This window comes from Bradyrhizobium sp. sBnM-33 (assembly GCF_032917945.1).
GTDB lineage: Bacteria > Pseudomonadota > Alphaproteobacteria > Rhizobiales > Xanthobacteraceae > Bradyrhizobium.
On the sequence record NZ_CP136624.1, the window covers coordinates 3,129,269 to 3,153,141 of the forward strand.

The window sequence follows — 23,873 nt, forward strand, 5'->3', positions numbered from 1 at the left end:
GAACACCACTTGCGGGAATTGGTCAGGACCAACGACATCGTGCTGGTATCGGCAGTCGGCGCGCTGCTCGACGGCGCCAATATCCATCATCTGGTGCTGGACCAGAATATGAGCGTCATTGAGGGATCGCTCGGCATCCTGCCACGCCGCATCCTGGTTCATGAGGACGACAATCGCGCAGCCCGCCAGTTGCTGGCCGAGGCGGGTCTGGCTCACGAATTGCGCCCCGATGACTGACCACGTTCTCGAACTCACCGAGGATGCGTTTCTCGGCGGGCAATTGCGTTTGAAGCAACTGAAATCGGGACATCGCGCCGGTCACGATGCGGTGTTACTGGCGGCAGCGACCGCGGCCCGTCCGGGCGACCGCTTGGTCGATCTCGGCGCCGGCGTCGGCGTCGCGGGGCTTTCGGTTGCCAGGCGCGTGGCCGGTGTCGATCTGGTTCTGGTGGAGATCGATACTGTGCTGGCGGGCCTTGCGCGCGCCAATGCGGAGGCGAATGCGATTCAAGCCGACGTGATCGTGCTTGACGTCGAGGCCGATGCCACAGCCTTTGCCGCTGCCGGACTCCTTCCTGACAGCGTCGATGCGGTGCTGATGAATCCGCCCTTCAACGACCCGGCGCGGCATCGCGTCTCGCCGGACGCGGCACGCGGGACCGCGCATATGGCGACCGCGACGACGCTCTCGAAATGGATTCACGCGGGGCGGCGCATTCTCAAATCGAAGGGAGCGCTGACGCTGATCTGGCGTGCCGACGGAATCGCCGAGGTGCTCTCGGCGCTCGATCACGGCTTTGGGAGCCTGCAGGTGCTGCCGGTTCACGGTGACGCACGTGGGCCTGCCAATCGCATCCTGGTTCGCGCCACCAAGAGCGGGCGGGCGCCGACGCAAATCCATCCCGCCCTGATGCTCAATGATGAGCAAGGTCAGCCCCAGAAAAGGGTGCAGGAGATTTTGGCCGGGAAGGGAACCTTACCGCTCGCGAACCTGTAAAGTCGGCCCGCAACTCCCAACTACTCGCTATTGCGGAAGCGTCTCTGACTGTTGTTTGGGCGCCGACGTAAAGTGGATCGCGGTCAGAAGGCTGCCGATGAGCATTATCAGCAGGTAGATTTTCATGTCAGTCTCCGCTGCGCCATTGCAGTCTCTCGTCTGCAATGCAAAAGGCGTTGCTGCCAAAAGGCGTTCCGGCCTTTCCAATGACATTGGCGTGATAAAAAATGGTTAATTCGAGGTAACGGCATGAGTGAACAATTTAGTGATCGCACGGGATTGCCGGGCCTCATTGACAGGATGAAACGATTCATTCCGGCAAAATTCCGGCGCGACGCTGCGGTCGTTCCGGTGGTGCGCCTGTCGGGCGTGATCGGTGCGGTGACGCCATTGCGGCCGGGCCTGACGCTGGCCGGCATCGCCAAAACGCTCGAACGGGCGTTCGCGATCCGACACGCCAAAGCGGTGGCGCTGGTGATCAATTCGCCCGGCGGCTCGCCCGTGCAATCGCGGCAGATCTATTTGCGGATCAGGCAGCTCGCCGCGGAAAAGAAGCTGCCGGTACTGGTGTTCGTTGAGGATGTCGCGGCATCCGGCGGCTACATGATAGCCTGCGCGGGCGACGAGATCTTTTGCGATCCGTCCTCGATCCTCGGCTCGATCGGCGTGGTCGGCGGCAGTTTCGGCTTTCAGGACTTGATCAAGAGGATTGGCGTCGAGCGGCGGCTTTACACGGCAGGCGAGCACAAGGCGATGCTGGATCCCTTCCTGCCCGAAGATCCAGATGACGTCGCTCGCCTGAAGGCGCTTCAGCGCGAGATCCACGCCATCTTCATCGCGCTGGTCAAGGGCAGCCGCGGTGCGCGCCTCAAGGAGGCCGACGATGTCCTGTTCACCGGCGAGTACTGGGCGGGCGAGAGGTCGGTGTCGCTCGGCCTTGCGGACAAGATCGGCGATCTCCGCTCGACGCTGCGCGAGCGCTATGGCGACAAAGTGCTGACACCCGTCATCGCGCCGGCAAGCGGGATGCTGGCCGGTCTCTTGGGCCGGAGATCGCCGGGCGCGGGCTCGCTGGCTGACGGTATCGTCGGATTGCCGGACGAGCTGATTTCGGCGCTGGAGACCCGGGCAATTTGGGCCAAATTCGGGTTCTAGAAATCAACTGGAGGTCAACGAGCCGCGCCATTTAGTCCCAAAAGCGGAATTGCGGTGCAGCCCGGCTTGGGCGACAATGCACCCATTGGGGGCTGACAGGTGAACGACAAGGATCGACCGATGCCGCCGCTAGTCGCATTCGCGGGTGCCCTGGGTGGGCTTGCCGTGGTCCGATGGGCCTACAAGACCGCCGTCCGCATCAACAGGGAACTGGAAGAGGCGCGTTTGGCACGCGTCGCCGAGGCCACCCAGACGGCTGATATTCCAACGCTGCGCCGCGACCCCGTCACCGGCGCTTATCGGCCGGGGTAAGCCTCCGGCCTTCATCCGAGGAGCGGACGTAAGCCCGCGTCTCGAAGGATGGCCGCACAATCGGGGCCTTATGGTTCGGGACGCGCGGCGCTGCCGCGCTCCTCACCACGAGGACTACAAGGCCCGATCGCCTTGATTCCCTGCCTTCGCGTCGATACGGTCCCGCGCTCTTAATCCCCCTCGCGAGACCGATTCTGCCGATGGACGCACTCCCTGCCCATATGCGCCCGGAACGTTCGTTCCAGGGCTTCATCCTTGCTCTCCAGCGGTTCTGGGCGGAGCAGGGCTGCGTGATCCTGCAGCCCTATGACATGGAAATGGGCGCAGGCACCTTCCATCCGGCGACGACGCTGCGCGCGCTGGGGCCGAAGCGCTGGAACGCGGCCTATGTGCAGCCCTCGCGCCGGCCGAAGGACGGCCGCTACGGCGAGAACCCCAACCGGATGCAGCACTATTACCAGTTTCAGGTGATTATGAAGCCGTCGCCGCCGAACCTTCAGGACCTGTACCTGAAGTCGCTGGCCGCGATCGGTATCGACTCCAGCGTCCATGACATCCGCTTCGTCGAGGACGATTGGGAGAGCCCGACGCTCGGCGCCTGGGGGCTGGGCTGGGAGTGCTGGTGCGACGGCATGGAAGTCAGCCAGTTCACCTATTTCCAGCAGGTCGCGGGCGTCGAATGCGCGCCCGTTTCCGGCGAGCTCACCTACGGGCTCGAGCGACTTGCGATGTATGTGCAGGGCGTCGACCGCGTCTACGATCTCAACTTCAACGGCCGCGACGGCCCCGACAAGGTCACCTATGGCGATGTCTTCCTGCAGGCCGAGCAGGAATATTCCCGGCACAATTTCGAGCATGCTGATACGGCGATGCTGTTCGAGCAGTTCAAGATGGCCGAAGACGCTTGCAAGAAGTATCTCGCGGCCGGGTGGAAGGAGGGCGGTAATCAGAAAGAGCATCTGATGGCGCTGCCGGCCTATGACCAGTGCATCAAGGCGAGCCATGTCTTCAACCTGCTCGATGCTCGCGGCGTGATCTCGGTGACGGAGCGGCAGAGCTACATCATGCGCGTGCGCGAGCTGGCAAAGGCCTGCGGCGAAGCCTGGGTTCACACCGAAGCGGGCAGGGCGGTCTGATGCCTGATCTTCTGTTGGAACTATTTTCCGAAGAAATCCCCGCGCGCATGCAGGCGAAGGCGGCGGACGATCTGCGCCGCATGGTGACCGACAGACTGGTCGCCGAGGGCTTGGTTTACGAGGGCGCGAAGGCGTTCGCGACGCCGCGGCGACTGGCGTTAACCGTACACGGCATTCCGGTGCGGCAATCCGATTTGAAGGAGGAGCGCCGCGGCCCACGCGTCGGCGGCCCCGATGCAGCGATTCAGGGATTCCTGAAGGCCACCAGCCTTGCCCGCATCGAGGATGCCAAGATCCAGACCGACCCGAAGAAGGGCGACTTCTACATCGCCCTGATCGAAAAGCCGGGCCGCGCCACGATCGACGTGCTCGCCGAAATTCTGCCGGTCATCATCCGAACCTTCCCGTGGCCGAAATCGATGCGCTGGGGCGCGCGTTCGACCAAATCGGGCTCGCTCTCTTGGGTGCGGCCGCTGCATTCGATCGTCGCGACCTTTGGGCTTGAGACCGAAGAGCCCGACGTGGTGAAGTTTTCCGTCGAAGGCATCGAGGCCGGGCAGACCACGTTCGGCCACCGCTTCATGGCGCCGTCGGCGATCTCGGTGCGCCGCTTCGCGGATTACGAAGCCAAGCTGAAGGCGGCGAAAGTCGTTCTCGACCCGCAGGCGCGCAAGGACATCATCCTCGCCGATGCGAAGGAGCTGGCATTCGCACAAGGATTTGAGTTGGTCGAGGATCAGGTGCTGGCGGACGAGGTCGCCGGCCTCGTGGAGTGGCCGGTGGCGCTGATGGGATCGTTCGACAAGGAATTCCTCTCAATCCCGGACGAGGTGATCCGCGCCACCATCCGCAACAACCAGAAATGCTTTGTGGTGCGCGATCCCAAGACCGGGAAGCTCGCCAACAAGTTCATCCTGACCGCCAATATCGAGGCCACCGACGGCGGCAAGGTGATCGTTGCCGGCAACGAGCGCGTGATCCGCGCGCGGCTATCGGACGCAAAATTCTTCTACGAGACCGACCTGAAGACGAAGCTGGAAGACCGCCTGAAGAAGTTCGACCAGATCGTCTTCCACGAGAAGCTCGGCACCCAGGCGGAGCGGATCAAGCGCATCGAGCGACTAGCCGCGGAGATCGCGCCGCTGGTCGGCGCCGACGTCGCGAAGGCGAAGCGAGCGGCGCATCTGGCAAAAGCCGACCTGTTGACCGAAGTCGTCGGCGAATTCCCCGAACTGCAGGGCCTGATGGGGAAGTACTATGCGCAGGCGCAAGGCCAAGACACATCCGTCGCCGCGGCGAGCGAGGAGCATTACAAGCCGCAAGGCCCCGCCGATCGCGTTCCCACCGATCCGGTGAGCGTGGCGGTCGCGCTGGCCGACAAGATCGACACGCTTGTCGGCTTCTGGACGATCGAGGAGAAGCCGACAGGATCGAAGGATCCGTACGCGTTGCGGCGGGCGGCCTTGGGCGTGATACGGATCTTGCTGGAGCAGGGCAGGCGACTATCCCTCACGACGATTCTGGAGTGGTCAATCGCGCTGCACATCATGCGCGGCTCGGAAGCCCGGTTTGAAAATATTGTTGAGGCGATGCGCGATCCGACCCGGGGATCGGACTTCCTGCGAAAACGTGGGACGACGTCATCCGGCGACCAATTACCAGCGCTGATCGGTGATCTGATCTCCTTCTTCGCCGACCGCCTGAAAGTCCAGCTTCGCGACCAGGGCGCGCGTCACGATCTCGTCGACGCCGTGTTCTCGCTCGGTGGGCAGGACGACCTTCTGCTGGTCGTCCGCCGCGTCGAGGCGCTCGGCAAGTTCCTCGACACCGACGACGGCAAGAACCTGCTTGCAGGGACCAAACGCGCGAGTAACATCCTCTCGATCGAGGAGAAAAGGGACAAGCGCACGTTCGATGGTGCGCCGGATGCCGGGCTCTACGCGCTTGCAGAAGAAAAGGCCCTCGCCAAGGCGATCGACCAGGTCAAGAGCGAGGCCGGAGCCGCAGTGCAGAAGGAAGACTTCGCAGCCGCGATGAGCGCGATGGCGAAGCTGCGCCCGGCCGTCGATGCGTTCTTCGACAAGGTCAAGGTCAATGACGATGAACCCAAGGTGCGCGAGAATCGACTAAAACTCTTGAACGAAATCCGTGCGGCGACCCGCGCGGTGGCGGATTTTTCCAGGATCGAAGGCTAGACCATGGATCGTCAGACGCTCGCCGCCTATGACCAGGATGCGGCGGCGTTCGCGAAGGACTGGCTCGGTCAGCCGGCGCCCGTCGACCTGCAGGAAGTCGTCGAACGATTTTTTGTGCGCGGCGGCAATTCGGCCGATATCGGCTGCGGCTGCGGCCGCGAGGTCGCCTGGCTTCACACCCACGGCTTTTCGGCGGTGGGCTTCGATGCCTCGGAGGGCCTGCTCAACGAAGCGCGCCGGCGCTATCCATCGTGTAAGTTCGCACATGCCGAATTGCCCGATCTGCGCGGCATCGGCACGTTCGATAACGTGCTGTGCGAAACCGTGATCATGCATCTCGACCGCAAGGAGATCGCGGCGTCGGTCCGCCGTCTGCTCGATATCGTCAAGCCCAGCGGCATTCTCTATCTGAGCTGGCGCGTCACCGAGGGCGCCGATCAGCGCGACGCGCAGGGACGGCTTTACGCCGCGTTCGATCCGGCCGTCGTGCAGGCGGAGCTGAAGGCCGCGACTGTATTGCTCGACGAAGAGATCGTCAGCGCCTCATCGGGAAAGAAGATTCACCGGCTGGTGGTGAAGAAGCCTGGATTGGAAATCAGGGAATAATGGTCGGCATCTGCGATGCCCACTCCTGCCGGACCTCATCCTGAGGAGCGCGTCTTCGCGCGTCTCGAAGAATGAATGGCACCAGCGCGGCCTCGTAGTTCGAGACGGCGCTAAAGCGCCTCCTCACCATGAGTGAGGGGTTCTACGCAGTCGGACTGCACACGTCAGCCACCTGCGCAAAAGACCCCGCCCGGAGGGGACGCCGGGCGGGGCTTTTGTCCGGTCGTATCTCGCGCACATCCGCTTGCGCGGCGCCCGGACCACTCGTTCAGGCTACTGAAGGTCAATCGACCACCTGAACGATGCGACGCGAACGCGGTTCGACCAAGATCGTCTGGCCGTTCACCACGGTGTAACGATAGGGCGTCACCCCGAACGATTGCGGCACGTCGTAGTAGGTCACGCCGGTTTCCGGCAGCACGGTGCCAACCGTTACACGCTCGGAGATCGTATAGTTGGGCACGCGTTCACGCACGATGTATTCGCGGAAGGCCGGACGCACGTCAGCCGCGATGCCCTCATGTTCACCGATGACGACGGTGCTGCCGCCGGCTGTGCCGGTGGTGATCGAGGTCTGCGCCTGAGCCGCGATCGGGACGGCGATCGCGCCCGCGATCGCCGCAATGGCAATTAGTCTGTTCCGCATGGTCAACTCCTTCGCGAGAAGAGGCGCCGGCATCCGCCAGCACGCACAATGCGGGGCCAATTCATCGCACGCGGCATTGTTCCGGAAAAAGCGCGGCCTCATCCGCGGCATTTCTGGGGAATTGTTGCGGAGGCTGGAACCCTTTGAAGTGGTTAGGCGTCTTGCTATTCCCAAACCGCGCCAGCGGTTAGGTTGCCAGCCTCGATTCGATTCCCCGCATCTCGTCACCCCCGGAGATTTCAATGACCATCACCGCTGCGCACATTTCCCCGATCGTCGCTCTGATCGCGGGAATCTTGATTCTGATTATGCCGCGGTTCCTGAATTTCATCGTTGCTATCTACTTGATCGTGGTCGGTCTGGCCGGCCTCGGCGTGTTCAAGATGTTCAAGTTCTAGCGCTGGAAGCGGGTTTCGCGGCTTGCGCGGAACCCCTCAAAATGGTGTAAGGCGCGCAATCTTCTTCCCTTTTTCGGATAGTTGGAATCCATGGCCAAAGCCGTCGCGAAGTCCAAGAAGGCTGCAGTGAAATCTGTAGCGAAATCAAAGCCATCTGCCCGGCCCAAGGCCGCGCCGCAGGCTTCGGCCCGCAAAGCGCTGAAGAAGGCACCGGCCAAGCCGGTCGCCAAGGTCGCGGCCAAGAAGGCTGCCGTCCGCAAGCCTGCCGCCGAGGCGGTAAAGTCCGGCAAGTGGGTCTATACCTTCGGGGACGGCAAGGCGGAGGGCAAAGCGGGCCTGCGCGATCTGCTCGGCGGCAAGGGCGCCAACCTCGCCGAGATGGCCAATCTCGGCCTGCCGGTGCCCCCGGGCTTCACCATTCCGACCTCGGTCTGCACCTATTTCTACGCGCATGACAAAACCTATCCGCCCGCACTTCAGGGGCAAGTCGAGAAGGCGCTCGAGTATGTCGGCAAGCTGACCGGCAAGGCATTCGGCGACTCGAAAAATCCGCTGCTGGTGTCGGTCCGCTCCGGCGGTCGCGCCTCGATGCCAGGCATGATGGACACCGTGCTCAATCTCGGCCTCAACGACAAAACGGTCGAAGCGCTCGCCGAGCTCTCCGGCGATCGCCGCTTTGCCTATGACAGCTATCGCCGCTTCATCACGATGTATTCGGACGTGGTGCTTGGCTTTGAGCATCATCACTTCGAGGACATTCTCGACACCTTCAAGGACAGCCAGGGCTACACGCTCGACACCGATCTCACCGGCGACGACTGGGTCGAACTGGTCGGCAAGTACAAGGAAGCGGTGGCGCGCGAGACCGGCAAGGATTTCCCGCAGGACCCGCACGAGCAATTGTGGGGCGCGATCGGCGCGGTGTTCTCATCCTGGATGAACGCGCGCGCGGTGACCTATCGCCGTCTGCACGACATTCCGGAATCCTGGGGCACCGCGGTCAACGTGCAGGCCATGGTGTTCGGCAATATGGGCGAAACGTCTGCGACCGGTGTTGCGTTCACGCGCAATCCCTCTACCGGCGAGAGCAAGCTGTACGGCGAATTCCTGATCAACGCGCAGGGGGAGGACGTTGTGGCGGGCATCCGCACGCCGCAGGACATCACCGAGGAAGCCCGCCAGGAATCCGGTTCCGACAAGCCGTCAATGGAAAGCGCGATGCCGGACGCCTTTAAGGAACTGACGCGGTTCTACACGCTGCTCGAAAAGCATTATCGCGACATGCAGGACATGGAGTTCACGGTCGAGCAGGGTAAGTTGTGGATGCTGCAGACCCGCAGCGGCAAGCGCACCGCGAAGGCTGCGCTGCGCATCGCGGTCGAGCTCGCCAATGAAGGCCTGATCTCGAAGAAGGACGCGGTGATGCGGATCGATCCGGCTTCGCTGGATCAATTGCTGCATCCGACCATCGATCCCCAGGCCAAGCGCGACGTGATCGCGACCGGCCTGCCGGCCTCGCCGGGCGCCGCATCCGGCGAGATTGTGTTCTCATCAGATGAAGCCGCAAAACTTCAGGCCGATGGCCGCAGCGTCATTCTGGTGCGCGTCGAGACCAGTCCGGAAGACATTCACGGCATGCACGCCGCCGAAGGTATTTTGACCACCCGTGGCGGCATGACTTCGCACGCCGCGGTGGTCGCGCGCGGCATGGGCAAGCCCTGCGTCTCCGGCTGCGGCGCCATTCGCGTCGACTATGGCCGCGGCACGATGAGTGTGGGCTCCCGCACCTTCAAGACCGGCGACGTCATCACTATCGACGGCTCGCTCGGCCAGGTGCTGGCCGGCAAGATGCCGATGATTGAGCCGAAGCTGTCCGGTGAATTCGGCACGCTGATGGGCTGGGCCGATGCCGTCCGCAAGCTCGGCGTTCGCGTCAACGGCGACACGCCGGACGATGCGCGCACGGCCGTGAAGTTCGGCGCCGAAGGCATCGGGCTGTGCCGCACCGAGCACATGTTCTTCGAGGAAACCCGTATCCGCACGGTGCGCGAGATGATCCTTTCCGAAGACGAACAGTCGCGACGTGCGGCGCTGTCAAAACTGTTGCCGATGCAGCGCGCCGATTTCGTCGAGCTGTTCGAGATCATGAAGGGCCTGCCCGTCACGATCCGCCTGCTCGATCCGCCGCTGCATGAATTCCTGCCGCACACCCAGGCCGAGATCGAGGAAGTCGCACGCGCGATGAACACCGATCCGCGCAAGCTCGCCGATCGCGCCCGCGATCTCGCCGAGTTCAACCCGATGCTGGGCTTCCGCGGCTGCCGTCTTGCGATCGCCTATCCCGAGATCGCCGAAATGCAGGCGCGCGCGATCTTTGAAGCGGCGGTAGAAGCCGAGAAGCGCACTGACGAAGCCGTCGGCCTCGAGGTGATGGTGCCGCTGATCGCGACCAAGGCCGAGTTCGACCTGGTCAAGGCCCGGATCGACGCCACCGCGCAGTCGGTGATGAAGGAGACCGGCAAGAAGCTCGCTTATCAAGTTGGTACGATGATCGAGTTGCCGCGTGCGTGCCTGCTGGCCGGCGATGTCGCCCAGACCGCGGAGTTCTTCTCGTTCGGCACCAACGACCTGACCCAGACGACCTACGGCATCAGCCGTGACGACGCCGCGAGTTTCCTCGGCACCTATGTCAGCAAGGGAATTCTCGAGATCGATCCGTTCATCTCGGTCGATCGCGATGGTGTGGGCGAACTGGTGAAGATCGGCGTCACTCGTGGTCGCAAGACACGGCCCGGCCTGAAGGTCGGCATTTGCGGCGAGCACGGCGGCGATCCCGCTTCGGTGGCGTTCTGCCACGAGATCGGGCTCGACTACGTCTCCTGCTCGCCGTACCGCGTGCCGATCGCACGGCTTGCCGCCGCGCAGGCCGCGCTCGGCAAGACGGTTGCAAGCCAGGCGTAGGCCTCGCCTTCTACCCATCGATCAAGATCTCCGATGCCCGGGCTTGTCCCGGGCATTTGTGTTTCTGTGTACGTGGAAGTGATCATTCATCGGGAGAACTGTTTCGGCCGTCATTGCGAGGAGCGAAGCGGACGAAGCAATCCATCTATCCCTTATGCCGCGCTATGGATTGCTTCGCTTCGCTCGCAATGACGCCGAGGGAATTTGCCTTGAAGTCGCCAAAGTGGCCCGCCCTCCGCGTACACGAGTTCCCATATTCGCAGGGCACGATTTTTCTTCATCATCTTCGTTGACGGGATATTTACCACTTTCAGCGAGCGGCCGTTTACCAACACTTCTCATGCAATCGGCGAATCCGCGCGATCTCTTGCGTGTAGCACGCACGCCACGTCGATTAACTCCCCGGCAACCTAAATTCGATACCAACAAAAAAGGTCGAATTGCACGGATGTACTGACGTTCGATCGTGTAAGCGTTGCGTGAGCGTACAATGTTTGTGTTGCGTAACCAGCCGAAGGGCGCGCGGTTCGCGTCCTTCGGTCTCGGTCTCTGCATCTTCGCATTGATGCCGACCGAGATCGGATATCAGGACATCGCCTCGCTGCTGGCCCGCCAGCCGGGCGTCGCCGAGCGCTGGCAAAAGCGCGTATTTTCTTCCGCCGGCACCATCCAGGTCGCGACGTTCTCCTTCGGCCGCCCGATCGGAACCTCGTCGCCGCAAACCGCGACTTACCGTCTCGCAAGCCTCGACACTCAGGGCATCGACATCACGGGTTCAGTGACGCGCAATCCCGTGGTCGCTCCACCGCCGCGCTATCACGCCGCCGATTTCCCCAAGGTTGACCGCACATTGAAGGGCGACCGCCTTATCATCGCGCCGCCGGCAGCGGAGACGGCGCGCCCAGCCGATCGAGCGCCGGCGATCGAGGATCCTGCAAATTCCAATGCATCGGTCAAGGGCGCCAAGACCGCTGAGACGCCGCCGTCGGCCGAGCGCGCACCGCTCGATCCCGAGCTGCAGGCCGCGCTGAACGCGCCGCCACTGGATATGTCGCTGTCGCTGGAGAGCAAACCGCAGGAGGATCTCAAGGTCGCGCCGCAAGCCGCTACGCCGCCGCGCGATGGCTTCTCCTTCCAGACCTCGAATCTTTTCTTTGGCTCCTCGCTCGGCTCGCCCGAGAGCATCGAACGCTGGCAGCCCGGCGAAGAGCCCGTCATCGTCATGCCACCAGCGCATGCGGATCCCGAAATGAAGGTGATGGCCTCGCTGCCCGTCGATGCCGATGGCCCGGTGCGCGCCGGCGAGATGGGCGAGAGCGTCGCGCCGAAGGGCGAGGTCAACGCCGACAACCAGCGCGCCAAGACGCCGGCCGAACGCCTCGGCCTGTTCGACGAGAAGTCGCGCGTCAAGTCGGAAAAGTGCCTGGCTGAAGCGATCTACTTTGAGGCCCGCGGCGAAGCAGTGCGAGGCCAGATCGCCGTGGCGCAGGTGGTTTTGAACCGCGCCTTCTCCGGCAAATATCCCGAAACCGTGTGCGGCGTGGTCTACCAGAACAAGCATCGCCATCTGGCATGCCAGTTCACCTTCGCCTGCGATAACAACAAGGACGTCATCCGCGAGCTCGACATGTGGGAGCGGGCAAAAAAAATCGCAAAGGCGATGCTCGACGGCCAGCTCTGGCTGCCGGAAGTCGACAAGTCGACACACTACCACGCCTATTGGGTGCGGCCGTCTTGGGTCAATGAAATGAAGAAGATGCACAAGTTCGGCGTGCATACCTTCTACCGGCCACGCGCCTGGGGCAATGGCAGCGACGCGCCGAGTTGGGGCACTCCCGCCGAGACCGCGGCGATCTCCGCCAAGCTCGCGGAAGCCGCGCAAAGCTCGGCCGAGCAGACAAGCGCGAAGCGGTAACAACGTCGATCCTGTAGCCTGGATGGAGCGAAGCGAAATCCGGGACCGGATGATCCGCGTGTGGCATCGCCCCCGGATTGCGCGGAGCCTGTCATCGGGCGCGCATTCGCGCGACCCGTTGGCTCCATCCGGGCTACGGCTCCACCATCGTGGGCGAGCGCGCTTCGAAATTGCACTCATTGCCCTCGACAATTTTGCAGAGCTGCCCTGCAGCGGAAAATTTTTCTCTTCCGCCCTCTTGGGGTTTTCATGCAACTGCATTAACTCACCGTAATGTTTCGTCCGGCCGTCCCGGGCGCCGACTGGTCCAGGGGGAAGCAAATGGCTGTAACGACCGACCTTCGTCCATCCTCCGGCCTCGGCACCTGGCGCACGCCGCTCGTCATCATCATCTGCGGCTGCGCGATCGCGCTGTTGAGCTTCGGCCCGCGCTCCAGCCTCGGTTTCTTCGTGCAGCCGATGAGCCGCGAATTCGCCTGGGGCCGTGACGTTTTTGGCCTCGCGCTGGCACTGCAGAACCTGCTGTGGGGACTGGGTCAGCCGATTGCGGGTGCCATCGCCGATCGCTTCGGCATCCTGCGGGTGATGATTGTCGGCGCCTTGCTGTATGCCGCCGGCCTGCTTCTGATGCGTTATTCCACGGCGCCGCTGTCGCTCGATATCGGCGCCGGCGTCCTGATCGGCTTCGGTCTTTCAGGCTGTTCGTTCAATCTCGTGCTGTCGGCGTTCAGCAAGCTGTTGCCGGTCGAGAAGCGCGGCATTGCGCTCGGCGCCGGCACCGCGGCCGGGTCCTTCGGCCAGTTCCTGTTCGCGCCGTTCGGCGTCGCGATGATCGACAATTTCGGCTGGCAGGCGGCGCTGACGGTATTCGCGCTCCTGATGCTGCTGATCGTGCCGCTGTCGCTGGCGATCGCGACGCCGCCCTCGACGTCGACGAAGGAACCTGTCGGGGACGAGCAATCGTTCAAGACCGCGCTGGCGGAGGCGTTCGGCCACCGCTCCTATGTTCTCCTGGTGCTCGGCTTCTTCACCTGCGGCTTCCAGCTCGCCTTCATCACCGTGCATCTGCCGGCCTATCTCGCCGATCGCGGAGTCTCGTCGCAGACCGGCGGGTGGGTCGTCGCGGCGATCGGCCTGTTCAACATCATCGGCTCACTCAGCGTCGGCTGGCTGCAGAACAAGTATCCGAAACGTTACATCCTCTCGCTGATCTATTTTACCCGTGCCCTGGCGATCGTCGCGTTCATCTCGTTTCCGATCACGACGTTCTCGGCGATCATGTTCGGCGCGGTCTCGGGCCTGACCTGGCTCTCGACGGTGCCACCGACCTCGGCGCTGGTGGCGCTGATGTTCGGCACAAAATGGTTCGCAACGCTGTACGGCTTTGCCTTCGTCAGCCATCAGGTCGGCGGTTTCCTCGGCGTCTGGCTCGGCGGCATCGTGTTCGAGCAGTTCGGCTCCTACACGCCGATCTGGTGGCTCTCGATCCTGTTCGGCGTATTGTCGGCGCTGATCAACCTGCCGATCGTCGAGAAGCCGGTCGCGCGCCCGGTTGCACAACCCGCCTGATGCGGTAAACACTCCCGACAGAGAAAAGTCCGGGGAGGTTGCCGTGGGAACGTTCAAGGCCATCAGGATCGACAAGGCGGACAAAGGCACCACCGCCGCGCTGACGCAGTTCGACGAAGCAGAGTTGATGGAAGGCGACGTCACAGTCGCGGTCGAGTGGTCGACGCTGAACTACAAGGATGGTCTTGCCGTCACCGGCAAGGCTCCCGTGGTGCGGCGTTTCCCGATGATCGCGGGCATCGACTTCGCAGGCACCGTCGAACAATCTTCACATCCAGCGTGGAAGACCGGCGACAAAGTCGTCTGCAACGGCTGGGGCATGGGCGAGACCCATCTTGGCGCCTATGCGAAAAAAGCGCGCGTCAAGGGCGACTGGCTGGTGCGGTTGCCCGATGGCATGTCGACACGCGACGCAATGGCGGTCGGTACTGCCGGCTACACCGCGATGCTGTCGGTGCTGGCGCTGGAGAAACACGGACTGACGCCCAAGAGCGGTCCCATCGTGGTGACCGGCGCCGCCGGCGGCGTCGGCTCGGTCGCGTCCGCCGTGCTTTCGAAACTCGGCTACCACGTCATCGCCTCCACCGGGCGGATGTCGGAGGCCGACTATCTCAAGGGCCTCGGCGCCGCCGAAGTGATCGATCGCGCCGAACTCGCCGGTCCCGCCAAGCCCCTGGCGAAGGAACGCTGGGCGGGCGGCGTCGACAGCGTCGGATCGACCACGCTCGCCAACCTGCTGTCGATGACCAAATATGGCGGAGCCATTGCCGCATGCGGCCTTGCCGCCGGTATGGATCTGCCGTCCTCGGTCGCGCCGTTTATTTTGCGCGGAGTGTGCCTTCTCGGCATCGACTCGGTGATGTGTCCGATCGAGCAGCGCAAACTTGCCTGGAACCGCCTCGCCAGCGATTTGGACAAGGCAAAACTAGCTGATATTACTCACGAAATAGGTTTGGACCAGGTGATCGGCGCGGGCGCCGAAATCCTCGCAGGGAAGGTCCGCGGTCGAATCGTGGTAAAAATTCTCTAACGGTGTTCAGACTTTACCAACCAACCTGCTCCAATGTTGCCACGGTTGGTATGGTAAGCAGCGGGTAAAGGCGGGCGCCCGCGCTCTTGTTAAGTTGGAGTAGCTGCATGCTTGCGCGTTTGGTTCTGGGGGCCGTCACGGCCAGTGCGATGATCGTTCCTGCGCTGGCCGGGATGATGAATGCCGACGAGGCGCGCAGGTTCGTGAGCGGCAAGGTTTTCGCTTTCACCTGTTTTGACGGTACCCGCGGGGCGGGTCGCATTCTCGACGATCTCGGTGCAGCCGGTTCCATCCAGTTCAGCGGCTCGGGCCCGATCCGCCATGTCCGTCTGCCCGGCAACACGCTGCAGATTCGCGGCCAGGCCGTTTGCGCTTCGATCAAAGGGCTGCCGTTCGAGCCGTGCTTCAATCTCGACAAGCGTGACGATCGCTCATTCCGCGGCTCCGTCTCCGGTATGGGCTTTGCCTATTGCGATTTCCGCCATCAGGGCGCCTCTCAGATGCTGATGGCGCGCTCCGTGGCGCGACCGCGCTCGCTACATCGTCGGGAGGAGCCGTCGCGTGCGACGACCGATGCACGCGCCGAAGTAACGGCGCGGGCCGAGACGCCTGCGGTCGAGAGCGCCAAACTCGAGCCGGTGAAATCCGAGAAGGCGGAGCAGGCAAAGCCCGAACCCGCGAAGGCCGAGAGCGCCCCGGAGCTGCGCCGCTCGACCGATTGATCGCGGCAATGGCACCTGCGGCCGGCGGCAAACAAGCCGCCTCGGAGACCATCGCGCAACCTGTGGATCACCTGCCATTCCACCGTGTTGGCGAACGCGACCCGTAGTCATACGGGCTGGCGCATTCATGTCCTGGTAGCGAATCTCGTTCCAACTGGTGACCGGCAGAGAAGGCCGGGAGGCGGCCCCAACACATGAGATCAGTCATGCCGCTGTATTTTTTTCGGATCAGCCACGGTCGCTACGCAGGCGCATCCGATCAGGGATCCGAGTTCGAAAGCCGCGAAGCCGCCTGGGCCGAGATGACCAAGGTCTGCGGCAATCTTCTCGGCAGCCTTTCGCGTACCCTGAAACAGAACGCCGAATGGCAGATGGAGCTTTTGGACGAAGCCAAAAAGCCCGTGTTCAGGATTCGCCTCGTCGCCGAATCCGTCGGTTAGCTCACAATTTAGCTTCCCGTGGGCGCGGCCGGGACTGCCGCTTGCCTGCGGAACAGGATCCGCTGGTAAAGCCACCCGATCGCCACCAGCACCAGGCCGAGGCACATGAAGGACAGCGCGCGATAGACGCCGGTCAGTGCCGACATGTCGATCAGGAACGCTTTCAGGATCGTCAGTCCGATCACCACCGCGGACGCCAGCCGCGCGCGCTGCGAGTTGAAGAGAATGCCGATGCCGAGCAGCACGACGCCGAACGCGAGATACGCAATCGAGTAGGTGTACTGTTCGGCGCCGGTGGTCGGGCCGGCCGCAATCACCGGGCCGTGATAGATGCGCCTGATCTCGAACGTTACATAGGCCAGTGCCAGAACGAGCGCTGCCCCTGCGATCGTGTTGGCGTAGGCGACCGGACGGCGGCCCGCGACGGCATAGGACAATAGCAGCGCGAGCACCGCGGGCAGGGCGTAACCGAGCAGCAGCAAGTTGATGACGATGCCGCCGACATCGATCCATTGGAGCATCGGGTTTTCGAGCAGCAACAGCCCGAACAATGTCGCGAGGCCGGCAAAGGCCGTCAGCAGGATCGCGCCGGCATTGTGAATGACGCTGCCGGTGCGGACGCGTAGCCGCTCCAGCCCGATCGCCAAGGCGAGCGCGACGCAGACCTGCAATGCCACTTCGGTGAGACCGGCGCTCTGCCGGTACACATCGCCATTATTGACGGCGTGGCGGATTTCCATGAACGCCAGCAGCACCGTGAACAGGATCGCCGCCGCTTCCACCGTGCGCAGTGGCCCGTCATCGCCGCCGCGACGAAGCAAGATGCTGCCTGCCCAGAACGATGCCGCCGGAATGCCATAGCCCCACAATAGCCAGTTGAAGATCGGCGTGGTGCCGACGGCCTGGCCGACGATGCGTGGCTCGTAGCCGATGCGCAGCACCACGATGCCCGCGAGGACGGCCGCGAGCGTGCGCAGGAACGGAATCGGCCGCTGCGTTGAGATCCAGGCAGTGCCTGCCGACATCAGCGCCAGGGCGATCGTCAGCCAGCCTTTTTCCAGCGCAAAGGTCAGCGCCAGCGCCAGCGCTGCGAGGGTGCCGGTCGCAAACAGCGCGATCGAGGCTTGTAGTCCCGGACGATCCTCGCGCCTAGCGAGTATCTCCGTCGCGGCAGCATAAGCGGCGGCGAGCATCACCGCGAGGACTGCAAACGGAATCGAGCGGTCGAGATGCGCGATGCGGGCGTAGAGTGCGACCAGCAGTGCCAGCGGCGTGAACACGGCCGCGGCCGACCAGATCACCGGTATGATCGGCCCTGTCGAACGGCCCTGCGCGAAAAATCCCGCCACGCCAAAGCCTGCGGCGAAGATCGCGGCCGAGATCAGATGGAGCGACACTGATCCGTCCGTGGCGGTCGGTCCGATGCCTTGCAACGGGCCGCCGGGCAGCACCAGCATGTCGGGATTGGCGCGAATGGCCCATTCGGCGAACACGACGAAGACCAACGCAGCAGCGGCGCCGACGGCACCCGCGGCGGCATCGCTGCGCCAAGCAACCGCAAGGCTGCCCGCCACCAGCAGGCCGAACACGATCATCGCGGTGTCGGCATGAGAACTGTTCAACACGATCAAGGTCGCGCCGAGCAGATAGGCCGCAAGCGAGCCGGACGAGATCGGCTCGATCTGGCCTTCCTCCGCAGGCGGGCCGAACATGAAGCCGCACACCACGAGTAGCGCGGCGAGAATGAAGCCGGCGAGCACGTGGAACGCATGCGGTCCCACCATCGAGGGGCCGCATTGCAGGCAAGGGAACGTCCACAGCAATGCGAAAACGATCGTGGTGACCGCGAGCCAACGCCACAGCCTGACGCGCGCCAGACCGAAGGCCGCCGCAGTGACGATTGCGAGATAGATATAGAGCGCCCAAAAGTCCGGCTTGTCGGACGAGACCAGGACCGGCGTCACAAAGGCGCCGACCACACCGAGGCCGGCCAGCGCCGGGCCATGCAGCAGCGCCGCGGCCAGCGTGCCCAGCGCTACCAGCCCGAGCAGGATGAACGCGGTCGCCGGCACCAGGAAGCCGTACAGCGCATAGGCTGCATAAACCGTGGCAAATGCGACCGCCGTTCCGGCGGCGGTGAGAATGGCCGGGATATTGGCGATCGGCAGCGCGTCGATCGTGGAAATGCTTTCCTTGCGCCGCGTCCATTCGCCCGCAAGCAGCAAGGCGAGCGCGAACAGGCCGCCGAGGATGGTGCGCACGCCGGGGCCGAGCAAACCGGCTTCGATCGAATAGCGCACCATGAAGAATCCGCCGAGCGCCAGCGTCAGGCCGCCGATCCACACCACCCAGCGCGTGCCGACGGTTTCCTCGAAGCCGCGATCGGTCGGCGGTAATGGAGGCGGCGGCGCCCCGTCGGCGGCTTGCCCAGCCGCCTCAGGGGTGGCAGTAGACGCGGTGGATTCCGCCTCGGGAACGATCGGCGGAGGCGTCGGTGTGGCCCCGCTCGGAGCTGGTGGCAGGCTTTGCTCGAAGGCTTCGAATGGTGTGAGGGGCGGAGGCACGGCTGCAGCGGCGCCCGCCGGCGTGGCCTGCATCGCCTCCAGGCGCTGACGTAACTCCGCCACCTCATTCATGGCCTTCCGCGCGAAGATCAGGGCGACGATCGCGATCACAAGCGAAAAGAAAGCGAAGGGGTCGTCGAACATCGGGCCTCCAGGCAGGCGCGTCAGAGCGTTAACCGGCCACGTCGGCAGCCCGGTTGCAATCCTTTGTGTGCCTTTGTCTGCTAAAAGTTCACGCCGATCCGGGCGTCATGGGCGCATCCGTGTCCCGGACGCGGTGCAGCCTAGGCGATGCGAAGCATCGTCCGTCAACGCTGCTCCGCAGAGCCGGGACGATGCCAATGGACCCCGGATCAGCAGCGCATCACGCCGCAAGCATAGCGCGTCAAAGACGTGCGTGAACGCGCTGATGGCGCTGCGCAGCATCCGGCAAACGCCGCGTCATTCCAGATCTAGTCGGAACGGCCGGCCTTCGACCATCATGCTGCCCGGGCCCATTTCGTCCAGCGCGCGCAGCATTCGCCCCTTACGGCCCAGCGCCTTATCTGCGAGGCTGACGATCAACCGGTTCGGCGACGCGATCGGGGAGCGGGCGCGAATTTGCCGGGCGATCTCGATCTCGGCGCGATGCGGATTAAGGGCGCAGGCGGCGGCAAACGCACTCGCCGTCGAGCGGCTGATGCCGGCATAGCAATGCACGACCATCGGTGCGCTGCGGTTCCAGCTTCGGACGAATTCCAGCACTCGTTCGATATGGTGATGCGCCGGCGCGACAAAGCCGTCCATCTCCTCGATGATATCGTCCATCGAGATTTTCAGATGGTTGGCCTCGAGCACCGAGGCCGGGCGCTGCACCTGATCGACATTGGCCATCACCGTGAGAATGTGGCTGGCGCCGGTTGTCCTGACGGTGTCGGGAAGTGCGGCAAGCGAACAGACGTGAAGCATAGCGTTCCCTGGGCAGTCTTGGTTGCCGCGATTATAATCTGTAGGGTGGGCAAAGCGAAGCGTGCCCACCATTTTTGCCATATGGTGGGCACGGCGCAAGCGCGCCTTTGCCCACCCTACGTTGACGATAGTAGCTCGAATCGCGCCAAAAACTGCTTTTCGGCCCGGGCCGCGGTCCACGGCGTCAGATAGTCTCGCACCGTGGCCTCGGGGAGGCCGGGGTCCCTGCCGAACAGGCGCTTCGCTTCACTTACCGAAAATCCTGCCAGATGGGTGGCTTCGAGATAGGCCGCACCGCGGTCGGCCGCTTTGATCGCCCTCGTGATTTCATCGGCGAGAATTGGCGGCAGGCCGAAGCGAATATGGATCGCGGCCAGCAGGCGCTTCTCGACCACCTTGTAGTCGCCGCCGAGCACTGCCTTGAACGGCGAGATCATGTCGCCGATGACATATTCCGGCGCGTCGTGCAGCATCGCCGCGAGGCGGAAGCGGGCGTCGACGCGCGGCATCTGCTCACGCATCACGGCTTCGACCAACAGCGTGTGCTGTGCCACCGAGAAGATGTGAGCGCCGCTGGTCTGCCCGTTCCAGCGCGCCACGCGCGCCAGGCCATGCGCGATATCGGCGATCTCTATATCGAGCGGGGAAGGATCGAGCAGATCGAGCCGCCGCCCCGACAGCATCCGCTGCCAGGCGCGCGTGGCGACGCTGGACGATCTTCGTGCCGTCATTTGGCCTTAAGGCGGGGCTTGCGCAGTTTGCCGCTGCAGGTCTCGTGGCAAAAGCACGTGACCAGATGGTCGTTGACCATGCCGGTAGCCTGCATGAAGGCGTAGACGATGGTCGGGCCGACGAATTTGAAGCCGCGCGCGCCGAGTTCCTTTGAGATCTTGACCGAGATAGGCGTCGAGGCCGGTACACTGGCCGTGGTCTTGAACTGGTTGACGATCGGCTTGCCGTCGACGAAGTCCCAGAGGAATTTGGAGAAGCCCGGACCTTCCTCCATGATCTTCAGATAGGCCTTGGCGCTGTTGACGGCGCCTTCGATCTTGGCGCGGTTGCGCACGATGCCGACATCGTTCATCAGCGCTTCGATTTTCCTGGCGTTGTAGCGCGCGATCTTTTCCGGCTGGAAATCGTCGAACGCTTTGCGGAAGTTTTCGCGCTTGCGCAAAATCGTGATCCACGACAACCCGGCCTGAAAGCCGTCGAGGATCAGTTTTTCGTAGAGGGCGCGGTCGTCATACTCAGGCACGCCCCATTCGGTGTCGTGATAGGCCATGTAGAAGGGGTCTTCGCCGGGCCACGGGCACCGTGTCTTGCCGTCGGCGTGCAGGCGGGCGGCAGATCTACTCATAGAACTTTGCTCATGCGACGGTCTGCTTCGGTGGAACGCGAAGGTCGTTCGGATCGGTCAGCCGGATCGCAAGGCCGCCGGCGGTCAACGAAAGTCCTGCATCAAGCGCATCCGCAACACGATCGATCCGGACCAGTGCGAGGCCGTGGCCGCCGGCAGTCGATCCCATGGTACCGACCTGCTTGTCGCCGCCGAGCACGGCAACGCCGGTTTCGGGCGAAAAATCTTCGAGCGTGACGCGCACGATCCGCGTGCGCGCCGTGCCGCGATGCTGCATGCGCGACACCACCTCCTGGCCGACATAGCAGCCCTTGTCGAAATCGACGCCGTGCAGGCGGTCCATGTTGGTCTCGTGCGGGAATGCATCGCTGTACATGAAGTCTAGGCCGCCGCGTGGCACGCCCACGGCGATGCGATGCGCCTCGTAGGCCTCGCTGTCGACGAGCTCGGCGCCGATCAACTCGGCCACCTTTTGCGTGAGGTCTTCGGGGACGAGAATGCGCCAGCCCAGCGCTTGGTGCCGCGGATCGGCAAAGGCCAGATCGGGCTTCGTCGAAGGCTCGCCGCCCCAGGCGGCCAGCACGCCCATGCTGTCGGAGATGTTTTCCACCGCGACCTTGGCGCGCAGCTTGTAGAAGCCGAGCTTGTCAGCGAGGTTCTGCGCCAGCACGCGGGGCGCATCGAGCAGGAAGCCACCGCCGTGGCCTGCAGGGGCTTCGGTGATCAGGAAGTCCGTCGTGATTTTTCCCTGCGGCGTCAGCAGCGCGCCGAACCGGCCAAGGCCGGGCTGCAGCGGCGTGACGTCTGTGGTGACGAGGCCGTTGAGGAAGTTGCGTGCATCCTCGCCGCTGACCTTGACCACGCCCCGATCCGGAAGAAACGCTGCTTTCATTAGGTAAAACGGCCTCTTTTGCAGTGCGGTTCGCAGTGAGCTTTCAAGTTCCTGGGAAAACGCAGGAGCCGGATATCACATGAGAACGTAAGGCGCTAAGGTGCTGTCAACAAGGCCTTAAAGCGAGCGCCAGAGGACCATGAAGCAGCGATGAATCAGCGATTTGATACCATTCTAAAATCCGGCACCGTGGTCAATGAGGACGGTGAGGGCATCCGCGACATCGGCATTTCCAATGGCCGGATCGCTGCGATCGGGGGGCTCGGCCAGGCCTCGGCCGGCGAGACCATCGACTGCAGGGGCCTGCACATCCTGCCCGGCGTGATGGACACGCAGGTGCATTTCCGCGAGCCGGGACTGACGCATAAGGAAGACCTCGAGACCGGCTCGCGCAGCGCCGTAATGGGCGGCGTTACCGCGGTGTTCGAGATGCCAAACACCAATCCGCTCACGGTCACCGAGGAGACGTTCACTGCCAAGGTCAACGCCGGCCGCCATCGCATGCATTGCGACTTTGCCTTCTTCATCGGCGGCACCCGCGAGAACGTGGCTGATCTGCCCGAACTGGAACGCGCACCGGGTTGTGCCGGCGTAAAGGTGTTCATCGGCTCTTCCACCGGCGCGTTGTTGGTCGAGGACGACGAAAGCCTGCGGCGCATCTTTCAGGTAATCCGCCGCCGTGCTGCGTTCCACGCCGAGGACGAGTATCGCCTCAACGACCGCAAGTCGCTCCGCATCGAGGACGACCCGCGCTCGCATCCGGTATGGCGCGACGAGACTGCGGCGCTGATGGCAACCCAGCGGCTGGTCAATCTTGCGCGCGAGACCGGCAAGCGCATCCACGTGTTGCACATCTCGACCAAGCAGGAGATCGACTATCTGCGCGACCACAAGGACGTCGCCTCCTGTGAGGCGACGCCGCATCATCTCACCATGGCCGCGCCGGAATGCTACGAGCGGCTGGGCACGCTTGCACAGATGAACCCGCCGGTGCGCTCGGCCGATCACCGTGAGGGAATTTGGTATGGCATCGAGCAGGGTATCATCGACGTGCTCGGCTCCGACCACGCGCCGCATACGCTGGAGGAAAAGGCGAAGACCTATCCCGCTTCGCCCTCCGGCATGACCGGCGTGCAGACGCTGGTGCCCTTGATGCTCGACCACGTTAACGCGGGCCGGCTTTCTCTACAGCGTTTCGTCGATCTCACCAGCGCAGGTCCTGCGCGGCTGTACAACATCGCCTGCAAGGGCCGCATCGCGGCGGGCTATGACGCCGATTTCACCATCGTCGATCTGAAACGCTCTGAGACCATCACCAACAAATGGGTGGCCTCGCGAGCGGGATGGACGCCGTATGACGGCATGCGCGTCACCGGATGGCCGGTCGGCACCTTCGTGCGCGGCAGGCGCGTGATGTGGGAGGGCGAGGTAACGACGCCCTCCACCGGCGAACCGGTGCGGTTCTTGGAGACGTTGAGGGTGTAGCTCGGAGGTCGTTCCGAATACAACTGTCGTCGCCCGGCTTGACCGGGCGACCCAGCATTCCAGAGAAGTTTGTATTCTATCGAGAAGGCGCAGCGTACTGGGTCACCCGCCCCTGTGCGCCAATTGCGCACAAGGCGGGTGACGACATCCGAACTTTGCTGCTACTGCTTCGCCAGCGTCAGCGAAAACTCGCCGTTGCGCACGCGCGCCGAAAGACCTTCGGCGAATTTCGCCACCGCGTCCTCGCCATAAGTCGAGACCAGTTCGGCGAGCGCCGTGAACAGGCTCGCCTGCGCCAGGCAGTCGCCGTCGACGCCATCGTGCCGCGCTTCCGCCCAGGCCTCGCTCAGATAGCTAAGGGCAGTCTGCTTCTGTTCGAGGTCGGGAAGTGGGTCGTGGGCGATCGAAAAGGCGGCTGGGCGGCTCATGAAGCTCAACGAAATCTGCGCGCGAACCAGGGCGGATCGCATCCTAACCCGACAAGCTGTAGCACGCGGTACGGGGCCGCCTAGGCCACATCTTTAGGAAAGGTTAACGCGGTGCCG

General features: G+C 63.4%; 22 protein-coding genes. 15 read left to right on the top strand and 7 right to left on the bottom strand.

The features are described 5' to 3' along the window. The first annotated feature begins 9 nt into the window (after positions 1–9). From RX328_RS14455 to RX328_RS14485, 7 genes are all read left to right on the top strand, one after another. Positions 10–237 (top strand): DUF2007 domain-containing protein, encoded by a 228-nt coding sequence (locus RX328_RS14455; protein WP_212420243.1) that lies wholly within the window; start codon positions 10–12, stop codon positions 235–237. Then, positions 230–997: a tRNA1(Val) (adenine(37)-N6)-methyltransferase gene (locus RX328_RS14460; protein ID WP_213252241.1), complete on the top strand. Its 768-nt coding sequence runs from the start codon at positions 230–232 to the stop codon at positions 995–997. The genes RX328_RS14455 and RX328_RS14460 overlap by 8 nt, the downstream gene beginning before the upstream one ends. Before the next feature lie 249 nt (positions 998–1,246). After that, positions 1,247–2,152, top strand: a complete 906-nt coding sequence (locus tag RX328_RS14465) for a S49 family peptidase (RefSeq protein WP_213252242.1) — start codon at positions 1,247–1,249, stop codon at positions 2,150–2,152. A 120-nt stretch (positions 2,153–2,272) separates the two neighbouring features. Then, the gene (locus RX328_RS14470) at positions 2,273–2,464 is read left to right on the top strand and encodes a hypothetical protein (RefSeq protein ID WP_213252243.1); all 192 of its coding nucleotides are present in this window, start codon (positions 2,273–2,275) and stop codon (positions 2,462–2,464) included. A 200-nt stretch (positions 2,465–2,664) separates the two neighbouring features. Next, positions 2,665–3,600, top strand: a complete 936-nt coding sequence (locus tag RX328_RS14475; RefSeq protein WP_213252244.1) for a glycine--tRNA ligase subunit alpha — start codon at positions 2,665–2,667, stop codon at positions 3,598–3,600. Further along, positions 3,600–5,795 carry a glycine--tRNA ligase subunit beta gene (glyS, locus tag RX328_RS14480; RefSeq protein ID WP_213252245.1) on the top strand — a complete coding sequence of 732 codons (2,196 nt, stop codon included), beginning with the start codon at positions 3,600–3,602 and terminating at the stop codon, positions 5,793–5,795. Before RX328_RS14475 ends, glyS begins: the two co-directional genes overlap by 1 nt. Positions 5,796–5,798: 3 nt before the next feature. Continuing rightward, a complete protein-coding gene (locus RX328_RS14485) occupies positions 5,799–6,401 on the top strand; it encodes a class I SAM-dependent methyltransferase (protein ID WP_213252246.1) in 603 nt (200 codons plus the stop codon). 283 nt (positions 6,402–6,684) lie between these two features. Here the strand turns inward: RX328_RS14485 and RX328_RS14490 are convergent, their stop codons facing one another. After that, positions 6,685–7,047 carry a DUF1236 domain-containing protein gene (locus tag RX328_RS14490; protein ID WP_213252247.1) on the bottom strand — a complete coding sequence of 121 codons (363 nt, stop codon included), beginning with the start codon at positions 7,045–7,047 and terminating at the stop codon, positions 6,685–6,687. A gap of 242 nt (positions 7,048–7,289) precedes the next feature. Between RX328_RS14490 and RX328_RS14495 the strand changes: the two genes are divergently transcribed. The 7 genes from RX328_RS14495 (at position 7,290) to RX328_RS14525 (ending at position 16,082) form a co-directional block, all read left to right on the top strand. Then, positions 7,290–7,445 carry a DUF3096 domain-containing protein gene (locus tag RX328_RS14495; RefSeq protein WP_213252248.1) on the top strand — a complete coding sequence of 52 codons (156 nt, stop codon included), beginning with the start codon at positions 7,290–7,292 and terminating at the stop codon, positions 7,443–7,445. A gap of 90 nt (positions 7,446–7,535) precedes the next feature. Next, on the top strand, positions 7,536–10,406 hold the full coding sequence (ppdK, locus tag RX328_RS14500) for a pyruvate, phosphate dikinase (protein ID WP_213252249.1): 2,871 nt from the start codon (positions 7,536–7,538) through the stop codon (positions 10,404–10,406). 490 nt (positions 10,407–10,896) lie between these two features. Then, the gene (locus RX328_RS14505; protein WP_213252250.1) at positions 10,897–12,321 is read left to right on the top strand and encodes a cell wall hydrolase; all 1,425 of its coding nucleotides are present in this window, start codon (positions 10,897–10,899) and stop codon (positions 12,319–12,321) included. A 321-nt stretch (positions 12,322–12,642) separates the two neighbouring features. Next, a complete protein-coding gene (locus tag RX328_RS14510; RefSeq protein WP_213252251.1) occupies positions 12,643–13,890 on the top strand; it encodes an MFS transporter in 1,248 nt (415 codons plus the stop codon). Positions 13,891–13,933: 43 nt separating this feature from the next. After that, complete coding sequence (locus tag RX328_RS14515) at positions 13,934–14,920, top strand: MDR family oxidoreductase (RefSeq protein WP_213252252.1); 987 nt, start codon at positions 13,934–13,936, stop codon at positions 14,918–14,920. A gap of 107 nt (positions 14,921–15,027) precedes the next feature. After that, entirely contained in the window at positions 15,028–15,642 is a 615-nt protein-coding gene (locus RX328_RS14520; RefSeq protein ID WP_213252253.1) for a hypothetical protein, read from the top strand. A 206-nt stretch (positions 15,643–15,848) separates the two neighbouring features. Next, entirely contained in the window at positions 15,849–16,082 is a 234-nt protein-coding gene (locus RX328_RS14525) for a DUF6894 family protein (protein WP_213252254.1), read from the top strand. An 8-nt stretch (positions 16,083–16,090) separates the two neighbouring features. On the opposite strand, the gene RX328_RS14530 is transcribed toward RX328_RS14525, so the two are convergent. The 5 genes from RX328_RS14530 to RX328_RS14550 form a co-directional block, all read right to left on the bottom strand. Beyond that, on the bottom strand, positions 16,091–18,790 hold the full coding sequence (locus RX328_RS14530; protein ID WP_213252255.1) for a DUF2339 domain-containing protein: 2,700 nt from the start codon (positions 18,788–18,790) through the stop codon (positions 16,091–16,093). Positions 18,791–19,087: 297 nt separating this feature from the next. Next, a complete protein-coding gene (locus tag RX328_RS14535) occupies positions 19,088–19,594 on the bottom strand; it encodes a tyrosine phosphatase family protein (protein WP_213252256.1) in 507 nt (168 codons plus the stop codon). A gap of 116 nt (positions 19,595–19,710) precedes the next feature. Continuing rightward, positions 19,711–20,325 (bottom strand): YfbR-like 5'-deoxynucleotidase, encoded by a 615-nt coding sequence (locus RX328_RS14540; RefSeq protein ID WP_213252257.1) that lies wholly within the window; start codon positions 20,323–20,325, stop codon positions 19,711–19,713. Further along, complete coding sequence (locus RX328_RS14545; RefSeq protein WP_213252258.1) at positions 20,322–20,951, bottom strand: DNA-3-methyladenine glycosylase I; 630 nt, start codon at positions 20,949–20,951, stop codon at positions 20,322–20,324. Before RX328_RS14545 ends, RX328_RS14540 begins: the two co-directional genes overlap by 4 nt. 10 nt (positions 20,952–20,961) lie before the next feature. Further along, positions 20,962–21,843 carry a YgfZ/GcvT domain-containing protein gene (locus tag RX328_RS14550; RefSeq protein ID WP_213252259.1) on the bottom strand — a complete coding sequence of 294 codons (882 nt, stop codon included), beginning with the start codon at positions 21,841–21,843 and terminating at the stop codon, positions 20,962–20,964. A 150-nt stretch (positions 21,844–21,993) separates the two neighbouring features. On the opposite strand from RX328_RS14550, the gene RX328_RS14555 reads away from it, so the two are divergent. Beyond that, positions 21,994–23,328 carry a dihydroorotase gene (locus RX328_RS14555; RefSeq protein WP_213252260.1) on the top strand — a complete coding sequence of 445 codons (1,335 nt, stop codon included), beginning with the start codon at positions 21,994–21,996 and terminating at the stop codon, positions 23,326–23,328. A 161-nt stretch (positions 23,329–23,489) separates the two neighbouring features. Here the strand turns inward: RX328_RS14555 and RX328_RS14560 are convergent, their stop codons facing one another. Continuing rightward, positions 23,490–23,756 (bottom strand): hypothetical protein, encoded by a 267-nt coding sequence (locus RX328_RS14560; RefSeq protein ID WP_171708332.1) that lies wholly within the window; start codon positions 23,754–23,756, stop codon positions 23,490–23,492. Positions 23,757–23,873: the final 117 nt, after the last annotated feature.